The sequence below is a fragment of the Streptomyces sp. NPDC101151 genome (genome assembly GCF_044768335.1).
Taxonomy (GTDB): Bacteria; Actinomycetota; Actinomycetes; order Streptomycetales; family Streptomycetaceae; genus Streptomyces.
Genome location: NZ_JBIWPP010000019.1, coordinates 117,762 through 135,369, shown reverse-complemented (window position 1 = coordinate 135,369; position 17,608 = coordinate 117,762). Strand labels below are relative to the sequence as shown.

Annotated in this window: 14 protein-coding genes; 9 read left to right on the top strand and 5 right to left on the bottom strand. The window is 69.5% G+C overall.

The window, feature by feature from the left end; translation table 11 throughout:
- Position 1: 1 nt before the first annotated feature.
- The 6 genes from ACIRU3_RS30025 (at position 2) to ACIRU3_RS30000 (ending at position 6,920) form a co-directional block, all read left to right on the top strand.
- Positions 2-844 carry a 5'-methylthioadenosine/S-adenosylhomocysteine nucleosidase gene (locus ACIRU3_RS30025; RefSeq protein ID WP_404062610.1) on the top strand — a complete coding sequence of 281 codons (843 nt, stop codon included), beginning with the start codon at positions 2-4 and terminating at the stop codon, positions 842-844.
- A gap of 166 nt (positions 845-1,010) precedes the next feature.
- Complete coding sequence (locus ACIRU3_RS30020; protein ID WP_404062608.1) at positions 1,011-2,930, top strand: tetratricopeptide repeat protein; 1,920 nt, start codon at positions 1,011-1,013, stop codon at positions 2,928-2,930.
- A 75-nt stretch (positions 2,931-3,005) separates the two neighbouring features.
- Complete coding sequence (locus ACIRU3_RS30015; RefSeq protein WP_404062605.1) at positions 3,006-4,379, top strand: extracellular solute-binding protein; 1,374 nt, start codon at positions 3,006-3,008, stop codon at positions 4,377-4,379.
- A complete protein-coding gene (locus ACIRU3_RS30010; RefSeq protein ID WP_404062603.1) occupies positions 4,376-5,239 on the top strand; it encodes a carbohydrate ABC transporter permease in 864 nt (287 codons plus the stop codon). The genes ACIRU3_RS30015 and ACIRU3_RS30010 overlap by 4 nt, the downstream gene beginning before the upstream one ends.
- Before the next feature lie 8 nt (positions 5,240-5,247).
- Entirely contained in the window at positions 5,248-6,075 is an 828-nt protein-coding gene (locus ACIRU3_RS30005) for a carbohydrate ABC transporter permease (RefSeq protein ID WP_404062601.1), read from the top strand.
- A gap of 137 nt (positions 6,076-6,212) precedes the next feature.
- Positions 6,213-6,920: a helix-turn-helix domain-containing protein gene (locus tag ACIRU3_RS30000; RefSeq protein WP_404062598.1), complete on the top strand. Its 708-nt coding sequence runs from the start codon at positions 6,213-6,215 to the stop codon at positions 6,918-6,920.
- On the opposite strand, the gene ACIRU3_RS29995 is transcribed toward ACIRU3_RS30000, so the two are convergent.
- A complete protein-coding gene (locus tag ACIRU3_RS29995) occupies positions 6,917-7,942 on the bottom strand; it encodes an ATP-dependent 6-phosphofructokinase (RefSeq protein WP_404062596.1) in 1,026 nt (341 codons plus the stop codon). The two genes, ACIRU3_RS30000 and ACIRU3_RS29995, sit on opposite strands and share 4 nt — an antisense overlap.
- Positions 7,943-8,139: 197 nt before the next feature.
- Between ACIRU3_RS29995 and pta the strand changes: the two genes are divergently transcribed.
- The 3 genes from pta to pyk all read left to right on the top strand — a co-directional run bounded on the left by pta (position 8,140) and on the right by pyk (position 13,044).
- Positions 8,140-10,284 carry a phosphate acetyltransferase gene (gene pta / locus ACIRU3_RS29990; protein WP_404062593.1) on the top strand — a complete coding sequence of 715 codons (2,145 nt, stop codon included), beginning with the start codon at positions 8,140-8,142 and terminating at the stop codon, positions 10,282-10,284.
- A complete protein-coding gene (locus tag ACIRU3_RS29985; protein WP_404062591.1) occupies positions 10,281-11,486 on the top strand; it encodes an acetate kinase in 1,206 nt (401 codons plus the stop codon). The genes pta and ACIRU3_RS29985 overlap by 4 nt, the downstream gene beginning before the upstream one ends.
- Before the next feature lie 130 nt (positions 11,487-11,616).
- Positions 11,617-13,044: a pyruvate kinase gene (gene pyk, locus ACIRU3_RS29980; protein WP_404062589.1), complete on the top strand. Its 1,428-nt coding sequence runs from the start codon at positions 11,617-11,619 to the stop codon at positions 13,042-13,044.
- 134 nt (positions 13,045-13,178) lie between these two features.
- Here the strand turns inward: pyk and ACIRU3_RS29975 are convergent, their stop codons facing one another.
- The 4 genes from ACIRU3_RS29975 to ACIRU3_RS29960 form a co-directional block, all read right to left on the bottom strand.
- Positions 13,179-14,501 carry a hypothetical protein gene (locus ACIRU3_RS29975; protein WP_404062587.1) on the bottom strand — a complete coding sequence of 441 codons (1,323 nt, stop codon included), beginning with the start codon at positions 14,499-14,501 and terminating at the stop codon, positions 13,179-13,181.
- Entirely contained in the window at positions 14,491-15,048 is a 558-nt protein-coding gene (locus ACIRU3_RS29970) for a DUF6114 domain-containing protein (RefSeq protein ID WP_404062584.1), read from the bottom strand. The genes ACIRU3_RS29975 and ACIRU3_RS29970 overlap by 11 nt, the downstream gene beginning before the upstream one ends.
- A 117-nt stretch (positions 15,049-15,165) precedes the next feature.
- Positions 15,166-15,804 carry a DUF6230 family protein gene (locus ACIRU3_RS29965; protein ID WP_404062581.1) on the bottom strand — a complete coding sequence of 213 codons (639 nt, stop codon included), beginning with the start codon at positions 15,802-15,804 and terminating at the stop codon, positions 15,166-15,168.
- A 621-nt stretch (positions 15,805-16,425) separates the two neighbouring features.
- Positions 16,426-17,397: a tetratricopeptide repeat protein gene (locus ACIRU3_RS29960; RefSeq protein ID WP_404062578.1), complete on the bottom strand. Its 972-nt coding sequence runs from the start codon at positions 17,395-17,397 to the stop codon at positions 16,426-16,428.
- Positions 17,398-17,608 lie beyond the last annotated feature (211 nt).

Below are 17,608 nucleotides of genomic sequence, written 5' to 3'. Positions count from 1 at the left end.
TGTGCCGCAGACGAAGCCGACTGTTCTGATCCTGACCGCACTCGCGCTGGAGTACACGGAGGTGCGGGCGTACATCGAGGAGCGGGAGGAACGATCCCACCCCGACAACGGAACCTTCGTGGAGGTGGGCCGCCTGCCCGGCACCCCCTGGCAGATCGCCGCCGCCGAGCTGGGTGAGGGCGCCAGGAGCGCGGCCGCACTCACCTCCTCCCTCATCGGCTGGCTGCACCCTCAGGCCGTCCTGTTCGTCGGGGTGGCCGGCGGCCTCAAGGAGGACATCGGCCTCGGTGACGTCGTGGTGGGCACGAAGGTGTACGGCATCCATGGGGGCAAGGTCACGCCCGAGGGCCTGCTGGACCGGCCCGAGGCCTGGCACGGCTCCAACGCACTGCTGTCCGCCGCGCGTGCCGCCGTACGGGACATGCCCGGCGTACGGACGCACTTCAAGCCGATCGCCACCGGAGACGTGGTCCTGGCCGACGCCGAGTCCGAGATCGCCCGGCGCGTCCGCGAGCGCTACAACGACGCCGCCGCGTTCGAGATGGAGGGCTCGGGAGCGGCTCACGCGGCCCACCTGGAGGGCCGGGACGCCCTCGTCGTCCGGGGCATCAGCGACCACGCGAACGCCGGGAAGGCGGCGGCCGACGCGGGCGGTTCCCAGCAGCGGGCCGCCGCACAGGCGGCGGCGGTCGCGGTGGCGGTGCTGCACAAGTACCGGCCCCGGGGCAGGGGTTCGGCCGACTCCGAGGAGGGACCCCAAGGACGGGGCGGGGGCGACCACATCGACTTCCGGGGCGGGACGTTCCACGGGCCCGTCATCGGAAAGCAGACCGGGACGCGATAGACGTCGGGGGGACCACGGAGGGACCCAGCGGTCCGGCGCTGCCCTTCCGCCTCCGCCCATCGGGTTCACCGGCCGGGCGGCGGACCTCGACCAGCTGCTCGGCCACCTCGCACCCGGGCCCGACAACACGGGCCGACGCCTTCCCGCCCTCGCCGCCGTCACCGGCATGGGCGGCGTCGGCAAGACCGCCCTGGTGCTGGAAGCCGCTCATCAGGCCTGCGCACGGGGCTGGTTTCCGGGCGGGGCGCTGTTCGTCGATCTGCGCGGCTACGACGACATACCCATCAGGTCGGAACAGGCGGTCCTCGCGCTCCTCGACGGGCTCGGCGTGCAGGGCCCGGATCTGCCGATGACGGTGACGGCGGAGTGGGAGGAGTCCTCGGTTCCCATGACCCGCTATCAGATGCACCTGTCCCGGCATCGGCCCCGGACGCTGCTCGTCCTCGACAACGCGTCGTCTCCGCGCCAGTTCCTCCCCCTCGTCCCGGCGTCCGGCGAACACGGGGTACTGGTCACGTCCCGGGACCGCCCGGACTCCGTTCCCTTCCCGCTGGTGGGACTGGAGCCCCTGTCCGAGGACGAGTCGACAGCTCTGGTGACCAGCGCCCTGCACATCGCCGATCCGAACGACGACCGCCCCGCGCAGGAGCCCGGAACCCTGCGTCAACTCACCTCTCTCTGCGGGCACCTGCCGCTCACGCTGCATATCGCCGCCGCGATGCTCCGCCGCCGCCGGCACCGTGACATCGCCTCCCTGGTGACGGAGATCAAGCGCGCCGGGGATCCGACCCGCGTCCTGGACGCCGGCAGCCGGGGCCCGGATCAGTACGGTCGTTCACTGGCTGTGCGTCCCGTCCTGGAGACGTCGTACCGCCGTCTGCAGCCCGCACAGGCCCGGATGCTGCGCCTGCTCGCCCTCGCCCCCGGTGCGGACGCGGACGCGGAGGCGGTGGGTGCGCTCACGGGCTTGGACGGGGAAACCGCCCTGGACCTTCTGGAGGCCTTGAATGCCGCCGGTCTGGTCACGGCGGTCACGGTGCGGGGGGACGTGCGATGGCGGGTGCACGACCTGGTGCGCGCGTTCGGGGCGGGTCTGGTGGCAGCGGACCCCGGCTCGCGAGAGGAGGGCGAGGCGGCCCGAGCGCGGCTGCTGGCGTTCTACCACGAGTGCGTGGCAGCGGCCGACGACCGCTTGCGGTGGCTTCCGGGGCGGCCGGAACCGAAGCGGTTCACTGATCGGGCCACGGCTCTGGCCTGGCTGGACGCCGAGCGGACCGGGCTGGTCGAGGCCGTTCAGTGGGCGCCCGAGAAACGCCACGCGCGCCGGGCCGTGGAACTGGCCGAGTCCCTGGCGGCCTATCTGGCATGGCGGCGGTGTTTCGACGACTGGATCACCGTCTCACGCACTGCTGTGAAGGCCGCCCGACAGGCCGGGGATCTGCTCAGCGAGGCGGCCGCATGGGACGGTCTCGGCACCTCCTTCCGGGAGACCGGGCTGATGTCCGAAGCGATCGAGGCGCACGCCCGCGCCCGGGATCTCTTCGCGAAGACCGGAGACCGCCGCCGCGAGGCCGCCTCGTGGAACAACCTCGGCAGCGCCCTGCAGGCGGACGGCCGGACGGCGCAGGCGATCGAGGCGCTGACCCGTGCCCGTCAGCTGCACCAGGACGTCGAGGACCGCCGTCACGAGGCCACCTCCTGGAACAACCTGGGCGTCGCCCTGCAGACGGCACGGCGGTTGGACGACGCCGTCGCCGCCCATACCCGCGCCCGCCGCCTGTTCCAGGACGCGCACGACCACAACGGCGAGGGCATCGCCCTGAACAACCTGGGACTGGCGCTGGAGAGAACGGGCCGGGCGACGGACGCCATGGACCTCTACGGCAACGCGTCCACCATGCTCAGGAACACCGAGGACTGGTACAGGACCGGGCAGACGCTCCGAAACCTCGCCCTGGCCCAGCAGGACGCCCTCCAGTGGGACGAGGCCCGCGCCACCTACCTCGAGGCGGCCGGAGCGTTCACCCGAGCCGACGCACCCGCCGAAGCCGCCGAAGCCCAATCCCACGCAGACACATTGACCTGACTAGACCACTCCTCTTACGTTCGCACGGCAGTCATCTCCACGCCACGCCACATCGATGTGTGCCCGCAGGAGGTCATGCCCGTGCGCCCCACCGCCGCCCTCACCACCCTCCTCTCCGCCGCCCTCGCCGCCACCGCCCTCACCGCGTGCAGCGGCGGCTCGGGCAGCAGCCCCAACACGCTGAAGGTCTCCTACAAGCAGTCCACCGACAACTCCATCAAGGTGATGGACACCTATCTCGCCGACATCAAGAAGCAGTTCGAGAAGAAGTACCCCGGCAAGAAGGTGGAACTCGTCCCCATCAAGGCACCGGACTCGGAGTACTACACCAAGCTGCAGCAGATGCTCCGCTCCCCGAGAACCGCCCCCGACCTGGTCTACGAGGACACCTTCCTCATCAACTCGGACATCACCAGCGGATATCTGAAGCCCCTCGACCCCTACCTCGCCACGTGGCCGGACTGGCAGCAGTTCATCGACAGCGCCAAGAACGCGGCGAAGGGCGAGGACGGAAAGACGTATGGCATCCCGGACGGCACCGACACCCGGGGCCTCTGGTTCGACAAGCGTGTCTTCCGCAAGGCCGGTCTCCCGGCCGACTGGCAGCCGAAGAACTGGGACGACATCCTCTCCGCCGCCCGGACCATCAAGAAGAAGGTCACCGGCGTCACCCCCCTCAACATCTACACCGGCAAACCCGCCGGCGAAGCCGCCACCATGCAGACCTTCGAGATGCTGCTGTACGGCACCGGCGACGGGACGACGGAACCGCTCTACGACGGCTCCAGCAAGAAGTGGGTCTCCGGGAGTCAGGCCTTCAAGGACTCCCTCTCCTTCGTGGAGACCGTCTTCAAGGAGAAGCTCGGCCCGGACGTCTCCGACGCCCTCGACCCCAACTTCAGCACCGCCGTCCGCGGCGAACTCCTCCCCCAGGGCAAGCTCGGCATCAACCTCGACGGCTCCTGGCTGCCGCAGGACTGGCTGCCGGGCAGCGGGCACGCCTGGACGGACTGGTCGAAGCAGCTCGGTCTCGCGTACATGCCCACCCAGCACGGCCAGGCCCCCGGCAGGGTGAGCATGTCCGGCGGCTGGACCTGGGCCGTCCCGGCCAAGGCCGCCCACCCGGACCTCGCCTTCGACTTCGTCAGGGCGATGCAGACGAAGGACAACGCCCGGAAGTGGTACATCGCCAACTCCGGCATCGCGGTGCGCAAGGACGTGGCGGACGATCCCGCGTACGCCACCGCTCAGCCCGGCATCAGGTTCTTCACCGATCTGGTCGCGAGCACGCACTACCGGCCCGCGTATCCGGCGTATCCGAAGGTGTCGACCGCCGTCCAGGAGGCGATGGAGGGTGTGACGACCGGTGACCGGTCCGTCGAGAAGGCGGCGAGCGGCTACGACTCCACCCTCAAGGACGTCACCGGCAACCGAGTGATCGAGAAGTGAGGCGCCGGCACCGGACGACCAGGGCGCTCACCCTCGCCCCCGCCCTGGTCCTCCTGCTCCTCTTCCTCGCCGGCCCCATCGCCTACTGCGTCTACATCGCCTTCACCGACCTCCAGCTGACCGGCCAGGCCCACTCGTCCTTCGTCGGCTTCGACAACTTCCGCAGGGCCTTCCACGACGACGCGTTCCTCAACGCCGTATGGCTGACCCTGGTGTTCACCGTGCTGTCCTCGCTCATCGGGCAGAACACCCTGGGGCTGGCGCTCGCGGCGCTCATGAAGCGTGCGTCCAGGCCTGTCCGTACGCTCACCGGCGGAGTCGTGATCACCGCGTGGGTGCTGCCCGAAGTCGTCGCGGGCTTCCTGCTGTACGCCTTCTTCCGGCGCGAGGGAACCTTGAACGCCATCCTGGAACGGCTCCATCTCCCGGGCCAGAACTGGCTGTTCACGCTTCCGATCCTGGCCGTCTCCTTCGCCAACGTCTGGCGCGGTACGGCCTTCTCGATGCTCGTCTACTCGGCCGCGCTGGACGAGATACCGAGCGAGATCACGGAGGCCGCCGAGGTGGACGGAGCCGGCGGGTGGCGGCGGATGTGGCACATCACGCTACCGATGATCCGGCGGTCCATCGGCACCAACCTCATGCTCAACACCCTGCAGACACTCTCCGTGTTCGGGCTGATCTGGGTGATGACCCGGGGCGGGCCCGGCGACAGGAGCCAGACCCTGCCCCTGTTCATGTACGAGCAGGCCTTCCAGAACAGCATGATCGGCTACGGCACCGCCGTCGCCCTGCTCCTGCTGCTGGTGGGCTCCCTGTTCTCGGTCGTCTATCTGCGTCTGCTGCGCACGGAGGTGTAGGACCAGCCATGCCCCGTAGCCGCCCCTCCCGCCGCCTGGCCGCCGATGCCGGGCTGATCGCCGTGGCCGCCGCCTTCGCGCTGCCCCTCGTCTGGGTGCTGATGTCCTCGGTGGACCCGCACGCGGACCTGAGAGTGAAGGTGCCCGGTGGGCTCACCCTGGGCAACTTCGATGCGATCCTGACCCCGGACATCACATACACCCCGCTGCTCAACAGCCTGATCCTGTGCGGGGGAGCCACGGCGCTGACCGTCGTCTGCGCGGCTCTCGCCGCCTATCCCCTCTCCCGGTTCCGGTCCCGGCTGAACCGGCCGTTCCTGCTGACCATCCTCTTCGCGACGAGCCTGCCGATCACCGCGATCATGGTGCCGGTGTACGCCCTGTTCGTGCGGGTGAACCTGATCGACACACTGCAGGGGACGATCTTCTTCTTCGCCGCCTCCCAACTCCCCTTCGCCATCTGGCTGATGAAGAACTTCATGGACGGGGTGCCCAAGGAGCTGGAGGAGGCGGCCTGGACGGACGGGGCGTCGGCCGCGCAGTCCCTGGTACGGATCGTGCTGCCACTGATGGGGCCGGGGCTCGCCGTCGTGACCGTCTTCTCGTTCGTGATGATGTGGGGGAACTTCTTCGTCCCGTTCATGCTCCTGCTCAGCCCGGACCGGATGCCCGCCTCGGTCAGCATCAACGACTTCTTCGGCAACCGGGGAATGGTGGCGTACGGGCAGCTCGCCGCGTTCTCCGTGATCTACTCGACGCCGGTGATCCTCTTGTACGTGCTGGTCGCGCGGAAGCTGGGGGGCGGCTTCGCCCTGGGCGGGGCGGTCAAGGGGTGAGGGGGAAAGACGGTGCGTCCGTTACCTACCGAACGGCCGGAACGTACCGAACGGCCGGAACTGTACGTTCCTACAACCGGTGATCCTGGCCGAACAGACCGTAGTCATCCGGCTCCGGCACCCCTAGCTTGTGCGGGGTGCGCCAACCCTCACCACCACCCAGCCCCTCGGCTCCCCCGTTCAACGCCCCGGCCGCCCGCAGGCTCCGGGCCGCGCTCGGCATGGGGCCCGAGCACGTCGCCTACGGCATGCGGGCTTCGTACGGGCTGCCCTACGTCACGCCCGACCTGGTGATCGCCTGGGAGCGCGGGATGGCCTCCCCCGGCAATCCCGAACTCACCGCCCTCGCCGGGGTGTTGTGGTGCTCTCCGGGCGAACTCATCGGCAGGCCACGGACCCTGCGTGAGCACCGCGTCGCCCGGGGGACCGCACCGGAGGACGTCGCCCGTGCCGTCGGCCTGGACCTGTCCGGGTATCTGCGGATGGAGGAGACCGGGTCCTGGCACGGCAACGAGCGCCAGTCGGCCGCGCTCGCGGAGGTGCTGCAGCTGGCCCTGCCCGACTTCGTGAGCGTCACGGGCCGCGAGACGAAGCTCGCCGAGCTGCTGCACAGCGCGGTGACCACCCGCTGGCAGGCCTATGTGCGCCCGGTGGCGAAGGTCGCGCCCCTGGACCGGGGGGTCCTGGAGGGCGTGCTGCAGGAGCTGCACGAGGACTACCAGGGGCACATGGCCGCCACCCTCAGCTGGGGCGGCGGCAGCAGCGACGCCAGTGAGTCCGGCCGGGACTTCCTCGACCGGATCGTGGACAACTTCTGGGCCGCGGTCGAGAACAGGAACGGCTAGAAGACCGACTCCGCCTCGTCCATCCGGTGCTTCGGCACCGTCTTCAGCTCGGTGACCGCCTCGGCGAGCGGCACCATCACGACGTCGGTGCCGCGCAGCGCGGTCATCTTGCCGAAGTCGCCGCGGTGCGCCGCCTCGACGGCGTGCCAGCCGAAGCGGGTGGCGAGGACGCGGTCGTACGCGGTGGGGACGCCGCCGCGCTGGACGTGACCGAGGATGACCGGCTTGGACTCCGTGCCGAGGCGCCGCTCCAGCTCGTAGGCGAGCGCGGTGCCGATGCCCTGGAAGCGCTCGTGGCCGTACTGGTCGATCTCGCCCTTGCCGTAGTCCATGGTGCCCTCGGCGGGGTGGGCTCCCTCGGCGACGCAGACGACCGCGAACTTCTTGCCGCGGGAGAAGCGCTCCTCGACCATCTTGACCAGGTGGGCGGGGTCGAAGGGACGCTCGGGCAGGCAGATGCCGTGGGCGCCGGCGGCCATGCCGGACTCCAGGGCGATCCAGCCGGCGTGCCGGCCCATGACCTCGACGACCATCACCCGCTGGTGGGACTCGGCCGTGGTCTTCAGGCGGTCCATGGCCTCGGTGGCGACGCCGACCGCGGTGTCGAAGCCGAAGGTGCGGTCGGTGGAGGAGATGTCGTTGTCGATGGTCTTCGGGACGCCGACGACGGGCAGGCCCGCGTCGGCGAGCATGCGGGCCGCGGTCAGGGTGCCCTCGCCGCCGATCGGGATCAGCGCGTCGATGCCGAACTCCTCGGCCATGTCGGTGGCCCGCTCGCAGGCCTCGCGCAGCCGGTCGCGCTCCAGGCGGGAGGAGCCGAGGATGGTGCCGCCGCGGGCCAGGATGCCGCTGACCGCGTCCAGGTCGAGGGCGCGGTAGTGACGGTCCAGCAGACCCCGGTAGCCGTCCTCGAAGCCGATGACCTCGTCGCCGTACTGCGCCACCGCCCGGTGCACGACCGACCGGATCACGGCGTTCAGGCCGGGGCAGTCGCCGCCTGCGGTGAGAACTCCGATGCGCATCGTGCTGTGTCTCCTGCTCGCTGTCGGTACCGGTGAGCCAGTGCCGATTGTTTCACGTCCGCCGGACCGGTGAAGTCCTGACGGGCGCCTTATCCGGCAGCGGGGGTATTGTCAAGAGGGTTCTGCTCACCTCGGTGGGCGATTTTTATGCCGCAGGCGAGACATCACTGACGAGACACAGGGAACGGAGTGCACACGTGACGCGCAGCGTGTACGTGACCGGGATCGACCGCGGCGACGGCCGCCAGGTCGTCGAGCTGGGAGTCATGGAACTCCTGACCCGGCAGGTCGACCGGGTGGGGGTCTTCCGTCCGCTCGTGCACCATGTACCCGATCGGCTGTTCGAACTGCTGCGGGCGCGGTACCGCCTCTCCCAGGATCCGACGACCGTCTACGGCATGGACTATCACGAGGCGTCCGCGCTCCAGGCCGAGCAGGGCACGGACGAGCTGGTCTCCACGCTGGTGGACCGCTTCCACCTGGTGGCCCGCGACTACGACGTCGTCCTGGTCCTCGGCACCGACTTCGCCGACACCCAGCTGCCCGACGAGCTGTCCCTGAACGCCCGCCTCGCCAACGAGTTCGGCGCGTCCGTGATCCCGGTGGTCGGCGGCCGCAAGCAGACGGCCGAGTCCGTGCTCGCCGAGACGCGCAACGCCTACCGGGCGTACGACGGGCTGGGCTGCGACGTGCTGGCCATGGTCGCCAACCGGGTGTCCCGCGAGGACCGCGACGAGATAGCCGAACGGCTGGCGAACCGTCTGCCGGTGCCCACGTACGTACTGCCCGACGAGCCCGCGCTGTCCGCGCCGACGGTCGCCCAGATCGCCCAGACCCTCGACGCCAAGGTGCTCCTCGGCGACGACGCCGGGCTCGCCCGCGACGCGCTGGGCTTCGTCATCGGGGGTGCGATGCTGCCCAACTTCCTGGGCGCCCTGACCCCGGGCTGTCTGGTCGTGACGCCGGGAGACCGCGCCGATCTGGTCATCGGCTCGCTGGCCGCGCACAGCGCCGGCACTCCGCCGATAGCCGGCGTGCTGCTGACCCTGGACGAGGTGCCGCGCGAGGAGGTCCTCACACTGGCCGCCCGACTCGCCCCGGGCACCCCGGTGATCTCGGTCTCCGGCACCAGCTTCCCCACCGCCGAGCAGCTCTTCGCCCTGGAGGGGAAGCTGAACGCGGCCACCCCGCGCAAGGCGGAGACCGCGCTCGGCCTGTTCGAGCGGTACGCCGACACCTCCGACCTGGCCCGCCGGGTCTCGGCGCCGAGCGGCGACCGTGTCACCCCGATGATGTTCGAGCACAAGCTGCTGGAGCAGGCCCGCTCCGACAAGCGGCGGGTCGTGCTGCCGGAGGGCACCGAGGAGCGGGTGCTGCACGCGGCCGAGGTGCTGCTGCGCCGCGGGGTGTGCGACCTGACGCTGCTCGGCCCGGTCGACCAGATCCGCAAGAAGGCCGCCGACCTGGGCATCGACCTCGGCGACAGCCGGCTGATCGACCCGGCCACCAGCGAGCTGCGCGACTCCTTCGCCGAGCAGTACGCCCGGCTGCGCGCCCACAAGGGTGTGACGGTGGAACTGGCCTACGACGTGGTGTCGGACGTGAACTACTTCGGCACCCTGATGGTCCAGGAGGGCTTGGCCGACGGCATGGTGTCGGGCTCGGTGCACTCGACGGCGGCCACCATCCGGCCCGCGTTCGAGATCATAGGAGCAAAGGGGGCCGCGCGAAGCGCGTCGGACAGGGCGGCGGCGGGGGACGGGCGGGCCAAGGCGGACTCCTCGATCGTGTCGTCCGTCTTCTTCATGTGCCTGGCCGACAAGGTGCTCGTCTACGGCGACTGCGCGGTCAACCCGGACCCGAACGCCCAGCAGCTGGCGGACATCGCCGTCCAGTCGGCGGCCACCGCCGCGCAGTTCGGCGTGGAGCCGCGGATCGCGATGCTGTCGTACTCCACCGGCACCTCGGGCTCGGGCGCCGACGTCGACAAGGTGCGCGAGGCGACCGAGCTGGCCCGCTCACGGCGGCCGGACCTGAAGATCGAGGGGCCCATCCAGTACGACGCGGCCGTGGAGCCGTCCGTCGCCGCGACCAAGCTTCCCGAGTCCGAGGTCGCCGGGCAGGCCAGCGTGCTGATCTTCCCCGACCTCAACACCGGCAACAACACCTACAAGGCCGTGCAGCGCTCGGCCGGCGCGATCGCCGTCGGCCCGGTCCTGCAGGGACTGCGCAAGCCGGTCAACGACCTGTCCCGCGGCGCGCTCGTCCAGGACATCGTCAACACCGTCGCCATCACGGCGATCCAGGCCCAGAACCCGAGCGAGAAGGCGTCCGAGCAGTGACCTCCCCCACCCGTGTCCTCGTCCTCAACTCCGGCTCCTCGTCGGTGAAGTACCAGCTGCTGGACATGCGGGACAGCAGCCGGCTGGCGGTGGGTCTGGTGGAGCGCATCGGCGAGCAGACCTCGCGGCTCAAGCACACCTGTGTCACCGGCGGGCAGACCCGCGAGCACAGCGGTCCGATCGCCGATCACGACGCGGCTCTCAAGGCGGTCGCCGAGGAGCTGACCAGGGACGGCCTCGGCCTGGATTCGCCGGAGCTGGCCGCGATCGGGCACCGGGTGGTGCACGGCGGCCTGTTCTTCACCGAGCCCACCGTCATCGACGACGAGGTGCTCGCCGAGATCGAACGGCTGATCCCCGTGGCGCCGCTGCACAACCCGGCCAACCTCACCGGCATCCGCACCGCGCAGGCGCTGCGTCCCGATCTGCCGCAGGTGGCCGTCTTCGACACGGCGTTCCACACGAGCATGCCGGAGTCCGCGGCGCGCTACGCGATCGACCCGAAGATCGCGGACCGCCACCGCATCCGCCGCTACGGTTTCCACGGCACCTCGCACGCGTACGTCTCCCGGGAGACCGCGCGACTGCTGGGCAAGGACCCGTCGGAGGTGAATGTGATCGTGCTGCACCTCGGCAACGGCGCTTCGGCGTCGGCGGTCGAGGCGGGCCGGTGCGTGGACACCTCCATGGGGCTGACGCCTCTGGAGGGACTGGTGATGGGCACGCGATCCGGTGATCTGGATCCGGCGGTCATCTTCCATTTGGCACGTGTTGGCGGAATGTCCATGGATGAGATCGACACTCTTCTCAACAAGAGGAGCGGTCTGTTCGGCCTCTGCGGGGACAATGACATGCGGGAGATCCGCCGCCGGATCGACGAGGGCGACGAAGAGGCCGCGCTGGCCTTCGACATTTACATTCACCGGCTCAAGAAGTACATCGGCGCCTATTACGCGGTGCTCGGCCGGGTGGACGCGGTCGCGTTCACGGCCGGGGTCGGCGAGAACGCGGCACCGGTGCGGGAGGCGGCGATCGCGGGCCTGGAGGGGCTGGGCCTGGCGGTCGACGGTGGGCTGAACGCCGTACGCCGGGATGAGCCGCGGCTGATCTCGCCCGAGTCCGCGCGGGTCGCGGTCGCCGTGGTGCCGACCGACGAGGAACTGGAGATCGCCACACAGACGTACGCGCTGGTCGGGCAGTAACAATATGCGGCTCCGCCGCGTGGCAGCTGACCAATACACCGCAGTAACACGCCTGAGCGCATGTCCGCCCATTTGTATCTTCCGCCAGACGGAATATTCCGCAGCGAAACAAACCGATAGGATCGCCCCCATGCGCCGTTCGAAAATCGTCTGTACTCTCGGCCCCGCGGTCGACTCCCACGAGATGCTCGTCGCCATGATCGAGGCGGGCATGAATGTGGCCCGTTTCAACTTCAGCCACGGCACCCACGCCGAGCACCAGTCGCGGTACGACCGCGTCCGTGCCGCGGCCAAGGAGACCGGGCGGGCCATCGGTGTCCTCGCCGACCTGCAGGGCCCGAAGATCCGTCTGGAGACCTTCGCCGAGGGCCCGGTCGAACTCGAACGAGGTGACGAGTTCGTCATCACCACCGAGGACGTGCCGGGCGACAAGCAGATCTGCGGTACGACGTACAAGGGACTGCCGGGCGACGTCTCGCGCGGCGACCAGGTCCTGATCAACGACGGCAACGTCGAGCTGAAGGTCCTGGACGTCGAGGGTCCGCGCGTGCGGACGATCGTCATCGAGGGCGGTGTGGTCTCCGACCACAAGGGCATCAACCTGCCCGGCGCCGCCGTGAACGTGCCCGCGCTGTCCGAGAAGGACATCGACGACCTGCGGTTCGCGCTGCGCATGGGCTGCGACATGGTCGCGCTGTCCTTCGTCCGGGACGCCAAGGACGTGCAGGACGTCCACCGCGTGATGGACGAGGAGGGCCGCCGGGTCCCGGTGATCGCCAAGGTCGAGAAGCCGCAGGCGGTCGAGAACATGGAGGACGTCGTGATGGCGTTCGACAGCGTGATGGTCGCCCGGGGTGACCTCGCCGTCGAGTACCCGCTGGAGAAGGTCCCGATGGTGCAGAAGCGCCTGGTGGAGATGTGCCGGCGCAACGCCAAGCCGGTGATCGTGGCGACCCAGATGATGGAGTCGATGATCACCAACTCCCGGCCGACCCGCGCCGAGGCCTCCGACGTGGCCAACGCGATCCTGGACGGCGCGGACGCGGTCATGCTGTCGGCGGAGTCCTCGGTGGGCGCCTACCCGGTCGAGACCGTCAAGACGATGTCGAAGATCGTGAAGGCCGCCGAGGAGGAGCTGCTCTCCAAGGGTCTGCAGCCCCTCGTCCCCGGCAAGAAGCCGCGCACGCAGGGCGGCTCGGTCGCCCGCGCGGCCTGCGAGATCGCCGACTTCCTCGGCGGCAGGGGCCTGATCGCCTTCACCCAGTCCGGCGACACCGCCCGCCGGCTGTCCCGCTACCGCGCGTCCCAGCCGATCCTCGCCTTCACCACCGACGAGGGCACGCGCAACCAGCTGACCCTCAGCTGGGGCGTGGAGCCGCACGTCGTCCCGTTCGTCAACAGCACCGACGAAATGGTCGACATGGTCGACCAGGAACTGGCCCAGCTGGGCCGCTTCAACCCCGGTGACACGGTCATCATCACCGCCGGCTCGCCCCCCGGCGTCCCCGGCACCACCAACATGGTCCGGGTCCACCACGTGGGCGGCCAGAGCAACTGACCTCCCCGCAAGGGCCTTGCACGGCACTGAGGGCGCCCCCTGTGACAGGGGGCGCCCTCAGTGCCGTGGCCCGGTCCTCACAGGTGGAGGACCGGGCCACGGCGTGCGGCTCCCGAACGGGTCTGTACGACTGCTCAGTCGGTGGTGTACACGTGCATGCCCGGCACGTGCAGGTTGCCGCCGAACTGGGCCGCCTGGACCACCTTCACGTTGGTGAAGTAGATCAACGGGATGTTGAGCGGGGGCGGGCTGTCCGGGCTGAACGTCACCGGAATCAGGCCGAACAGGTTGCCCGAGATGCTCTCCGTGTACATCACGGTGTCACCACCGCGGATGGTGGACGTCGAGCCCTGGGACGCCTGCACGTGGTACGTCTTGTTCGCCTGCTTGTCGTTGACCGTCTGGTGCAGGTCACCGATGTCGGTCCCGCCGGAGATGACGTACTTCAGCACCTTCTTCTTGGTGCCGTCGGCCGTCTTCACCTCGACGATGCCCTGGTAGTCGGCGCCCTTCAGCAGCAGCGAGCTGGCGTTCAGGTACCAGGGGTCGTCCGCCACCGGCACCTTGTTGTCGACGCCGCTCTCGTCGTCCGTGGCCGCCGGGCAGTCGTCCGCGGACGTCGAGGAGCTCGCCGAGGGGCTGGGCGTGGCCGACTCGGCCGCGTCCTTGACCGCCTTGGTGGTGTCCTCGGCCGTCTTGGAGACCGTGTCGGTCGTGTCCTTCACCGTGTCCGTGACCGTCTTGGCGGCCTTGGTCGCGGTGTCCTTGACGGTGTCGGTGGCGCTGCCCTTGTCCGTGGAGGCCGACGCGGCCGGCGAGGACGACTGGGACGCCGACGGCGTCGGGCTCGCGGACGTGCCGGAGTCCTTCTTGCCGCCGGTGAGGATGTCACCGACCGTGTCGCCGATGGTGTCCAGCAGACCACCGCTCTGGGACGCCGAGGGGGTCGGCGTGGCCGTGTCGCCGCCACCGGAGCCCGACGAGCCGGAGTCGGAACCCGAGCCGGACGAACCGGAGGTCGCCGTCGGCTTGGGCGTGGCCGTGTCGCCGGAGCCCGAATCCGACGAAGGGGTCTTGCCCGTGTCCTTGGAGTCCTGCGCGTCGGCGGACGCCGTGGGGGACGGCGTGGCCTTGTCGGTGGGCTCGCTCGCGGACGGCGAGGGCGAGGCCGAAGCGTCCTTCGAGTCGTCGTCCAGCGCCTTGACGCAGTCCTTGTAGTCCGCGGCCTTCTGGCTGTTGGACGTCGACGGCGTACTGCCGTTGTCGGCGAGCGCGAGGCTCGATGTGAAGCCCATCCCCACAAGGACGGCGGTGGGCATCGCCACGGAGGCGATCGCCTTGCCGGCCGGCATGTGGAACCTGGTGAACAGCGGCTTCTTGGGTGCCGCGTGGCGGGGCCCGGTTCTCTCACGGGACCTGTCCACATCGGTCCCGTGGATCACCTCGTCAGCCGGCACTGTGCCTCCCGTTCGCCCCGTTGCCCGGGCTCGTTCCTGACAGGTCGTTCGACTCGATCCCCCCGTCCACGCCCTGAGCGGGCAGCGGTGCGGCCTCGGGGGAAACGCCCTCGCCCGGTGCGGCCCCGGCCGGCGGCTCCGGCTGCGGCGACGCTCCCGGCGACCACGACACGGCCATCGCTCCGCCGACGAGGGCGAGCAGGAAGCCCATGATGAAGCCACCGAAGTTGGACACGGGGAGGGACACCAGCGCCAGCAGGATCGCGGCGACACCCGCGAACGTCCGCACGTGCTTCTGGAACCAGAGGCTGACGCCCAGAACGACGAGCAGCGCGCCGATGATCAGGGAGCCGGCCCCCGCCGTGGTCGCCATCGCCAGCGTCAGATGACCGAGCTGGAGGTGGAAGTACGGGAAGTACATGATCGGAAGACCGCTGAGCAGGACGTACAGACCCGCCCAGAAAGGACGGGTGCCCCGCCAGGCGCGGAACTGCAGCCTCCGGCGGGTGAACTGGCCGGGGTCGGCGGCAGGAGTCTCGGCGCTCATGGAAAACAGCTCCCTGGTGCGGCGTTGCTGTGGTGGTGATGTGTACCGCGCGTGAAGGCGCGGCCGGAGTGTGGACGGGCGGGGGCGCCACTGGCTCCCCCGCCCGTCAACGAGTGCTTAGAAGCACTCCGCGCCATCGGTCGACAGCGACATGTGCAGACCGCTCAGCTTGAAGGTACCGGCAGTGGTCGCCCACGCCGTCTGCTTCACGTCGGTCAGCGTGGCCTTGTCGGCCTGCTGCGCGAAGCCGTAGGGGTTGGCCTGCTCGCCCCCACCCTTCATACCCGGACCCTTGTCGGCATCCTTGGCAGCCACACCGATGTCGATGTTGTCGAAGACCGCGTCGGCCTGCAGGTCGGCGACGTCGATGTAGATCCGGTCGGCCTGGACCGCGTCGTGACCCGCTCCGCCGGCCTTCAGGATGAGGCTGACGGAACCGAAGAACGGCACGTTCGGGGTGACCACGGACTGGCACAGGTTGGTGATCTCGGCGTGCTTGAACGCCGAGACGGCCACCGGGTGGGCCGTCTTCTTGCCGTCCAGGGTGTAGCCGTTGTCAATGGCGCCGTACTGCGAGAAGCCGTCACCGACGAGCTTGTCGGCGCGCACCTTGAACGACTGACCCGAAACGCTGAACGAAGCGGCGAGAGCGCCCTGCGCGAGGGCGACACCTATCGCGGCCGTAGCGGCGACGCTGGGCACCATCACCACAGCGAACCGCTTCCATCTGGTCCCGCCACGCACCTGGGACTCCATATTTCCTCCTTCTCGGACGTACATCTCCTGGCCCGGACTCGCCCCAGTCGGCGGCTCAGTCGGGCAGGGATGGGAGAAGTGCTACGTCCTCGGGAAGGAGAGCGCCCGTACTCGGAGGCGCATACAGCGCCCGAATCACCGGCGATCACCCCCGAGCGACAACCACTGGTCGCGCCTGACACGCATCACGCACAACCTCTGGACAGGCTCCGCCGGCTTGGCGAAGACCCCCCTGCCCTAGACCCGGCGCCACTGCCGCCGGCTCTGCTCGGTGGGGACCCAGAGTCTCCCGCGACCCAACCGGTTGCCGGGGTACGGGAATGGACCGAGCGTCGCCGATCGTGGTGCATTCTCGCGCCTGACACAAGGGGGTTCGTTACTCGCTAGTAACGGCCGTATAACCGAACAACGACCCGCCGGTCTCGGAAGGCAACGCTCGGTGGCGTTCAGGGGCAGAGCAAAACGGTTGATCCTTGGATGAAACCAGACAGATCAACAGGCCCGATTTACTGCGAGTAACAGCGGCCGCGATTACCAAGATTTGGTAAAACGCGGCCGCTCTGACGTCTCGTCGGCAAATCTTTCACCCCGGCATCACAAGCCGTGGCGTTTAGTAACTGGTCAGAACAGGGCTCGGGCCAGAGCTCGGCGCGCTCCGATCACGCGCGGGTCCTCGGGCCCCACCACCTCGAACAGCTCCAGCAGGCGGCGGCGCACCGCATCCCGGTCGTCACCCGCCGTGCGCGTCACGGTCTCGATGAGCCGCCCGAAGGCGTCCTCGACATGACCGCCCACCAGGTCGAGGTCGGCGGCCGCGATCTGCGCCGCGGCGTCGGCGGGCTTGTCGGCCGCGTCCTTGCGCACCTGCTGCGGGTCCATGTCCTGTACCCGCTTGAGCAGTTCGGCCTGGGCGAGACCGAGTTTGGCCTCCGTGTTGCCCGGGTCGTCGCTCAGTACGTTCTCGTAGGCCTGGATGGCGCCGCCCAGATCACCGGCGTCCAGCGCCTGCACGGCGGCCTCCAGCAGGGCGTCGTACGGCCCCGCCGGCACCTCGCGCACCGGGGCTTCGCCCGGCTGAGCGTCGGGGTCGACGGTCAGGCCGGTCAGACCGAAGCGCTGCTCGGCGACCTCCACCAGCTGGTCCAGGGTCTCCCGGATCTGCTGCTCGCCGGCCGCACCCTGGAAGAGGGGCAGGGCCTGCCCCGCGACGACGGCGAACACAGCGGGGATCCCCTGGATCCCGAACTGCTGCATCAGCATCTGGTTGGCGTCGACGTCGATCTTGGCGAGGAGGAAGCGCCCGTCGTACTCGACGGCCAGTCGCTCCAGGACCGGGCTCAGCTGCTTGCAGGGCTGACACCACTCGGCCCAGAAGTCGATGACGACGGGGACTTCGGCGGAGCGCTGCAGGACATCGCGCTCGAAACCGGCTTCATCGACATCAATGACGAGTTCGGCCGGAGAGACGGCCCCCGCCCCACCCTGTCGGGCGGCTTCGGCGCGCGCCTGCTCGGCCTTGGTCTTGGCCTCCTGGGCCGCCTTCACCGCGGCGAGGTCGACGACGCCGCTCATGGACATGTTCCGTGGCTGCATGCGTCTATCCTCCCCCGTTCCCGCGCGTGTGTGAAAAACGATGCGAAATGCGCCGGGTCCCCACCCCGCGTCGCGTCGTCGGTCGGTCGTCGCTCGTAGCGTCACTCACGCACGTCCCGCGCAAGCTTTCGCTACGAGTCGTAGCGTAATGCCATCCGGGCCCCGCGCGACACCACACCCCGGTGATCTCCCTCACGGCTTCACAGGCGTC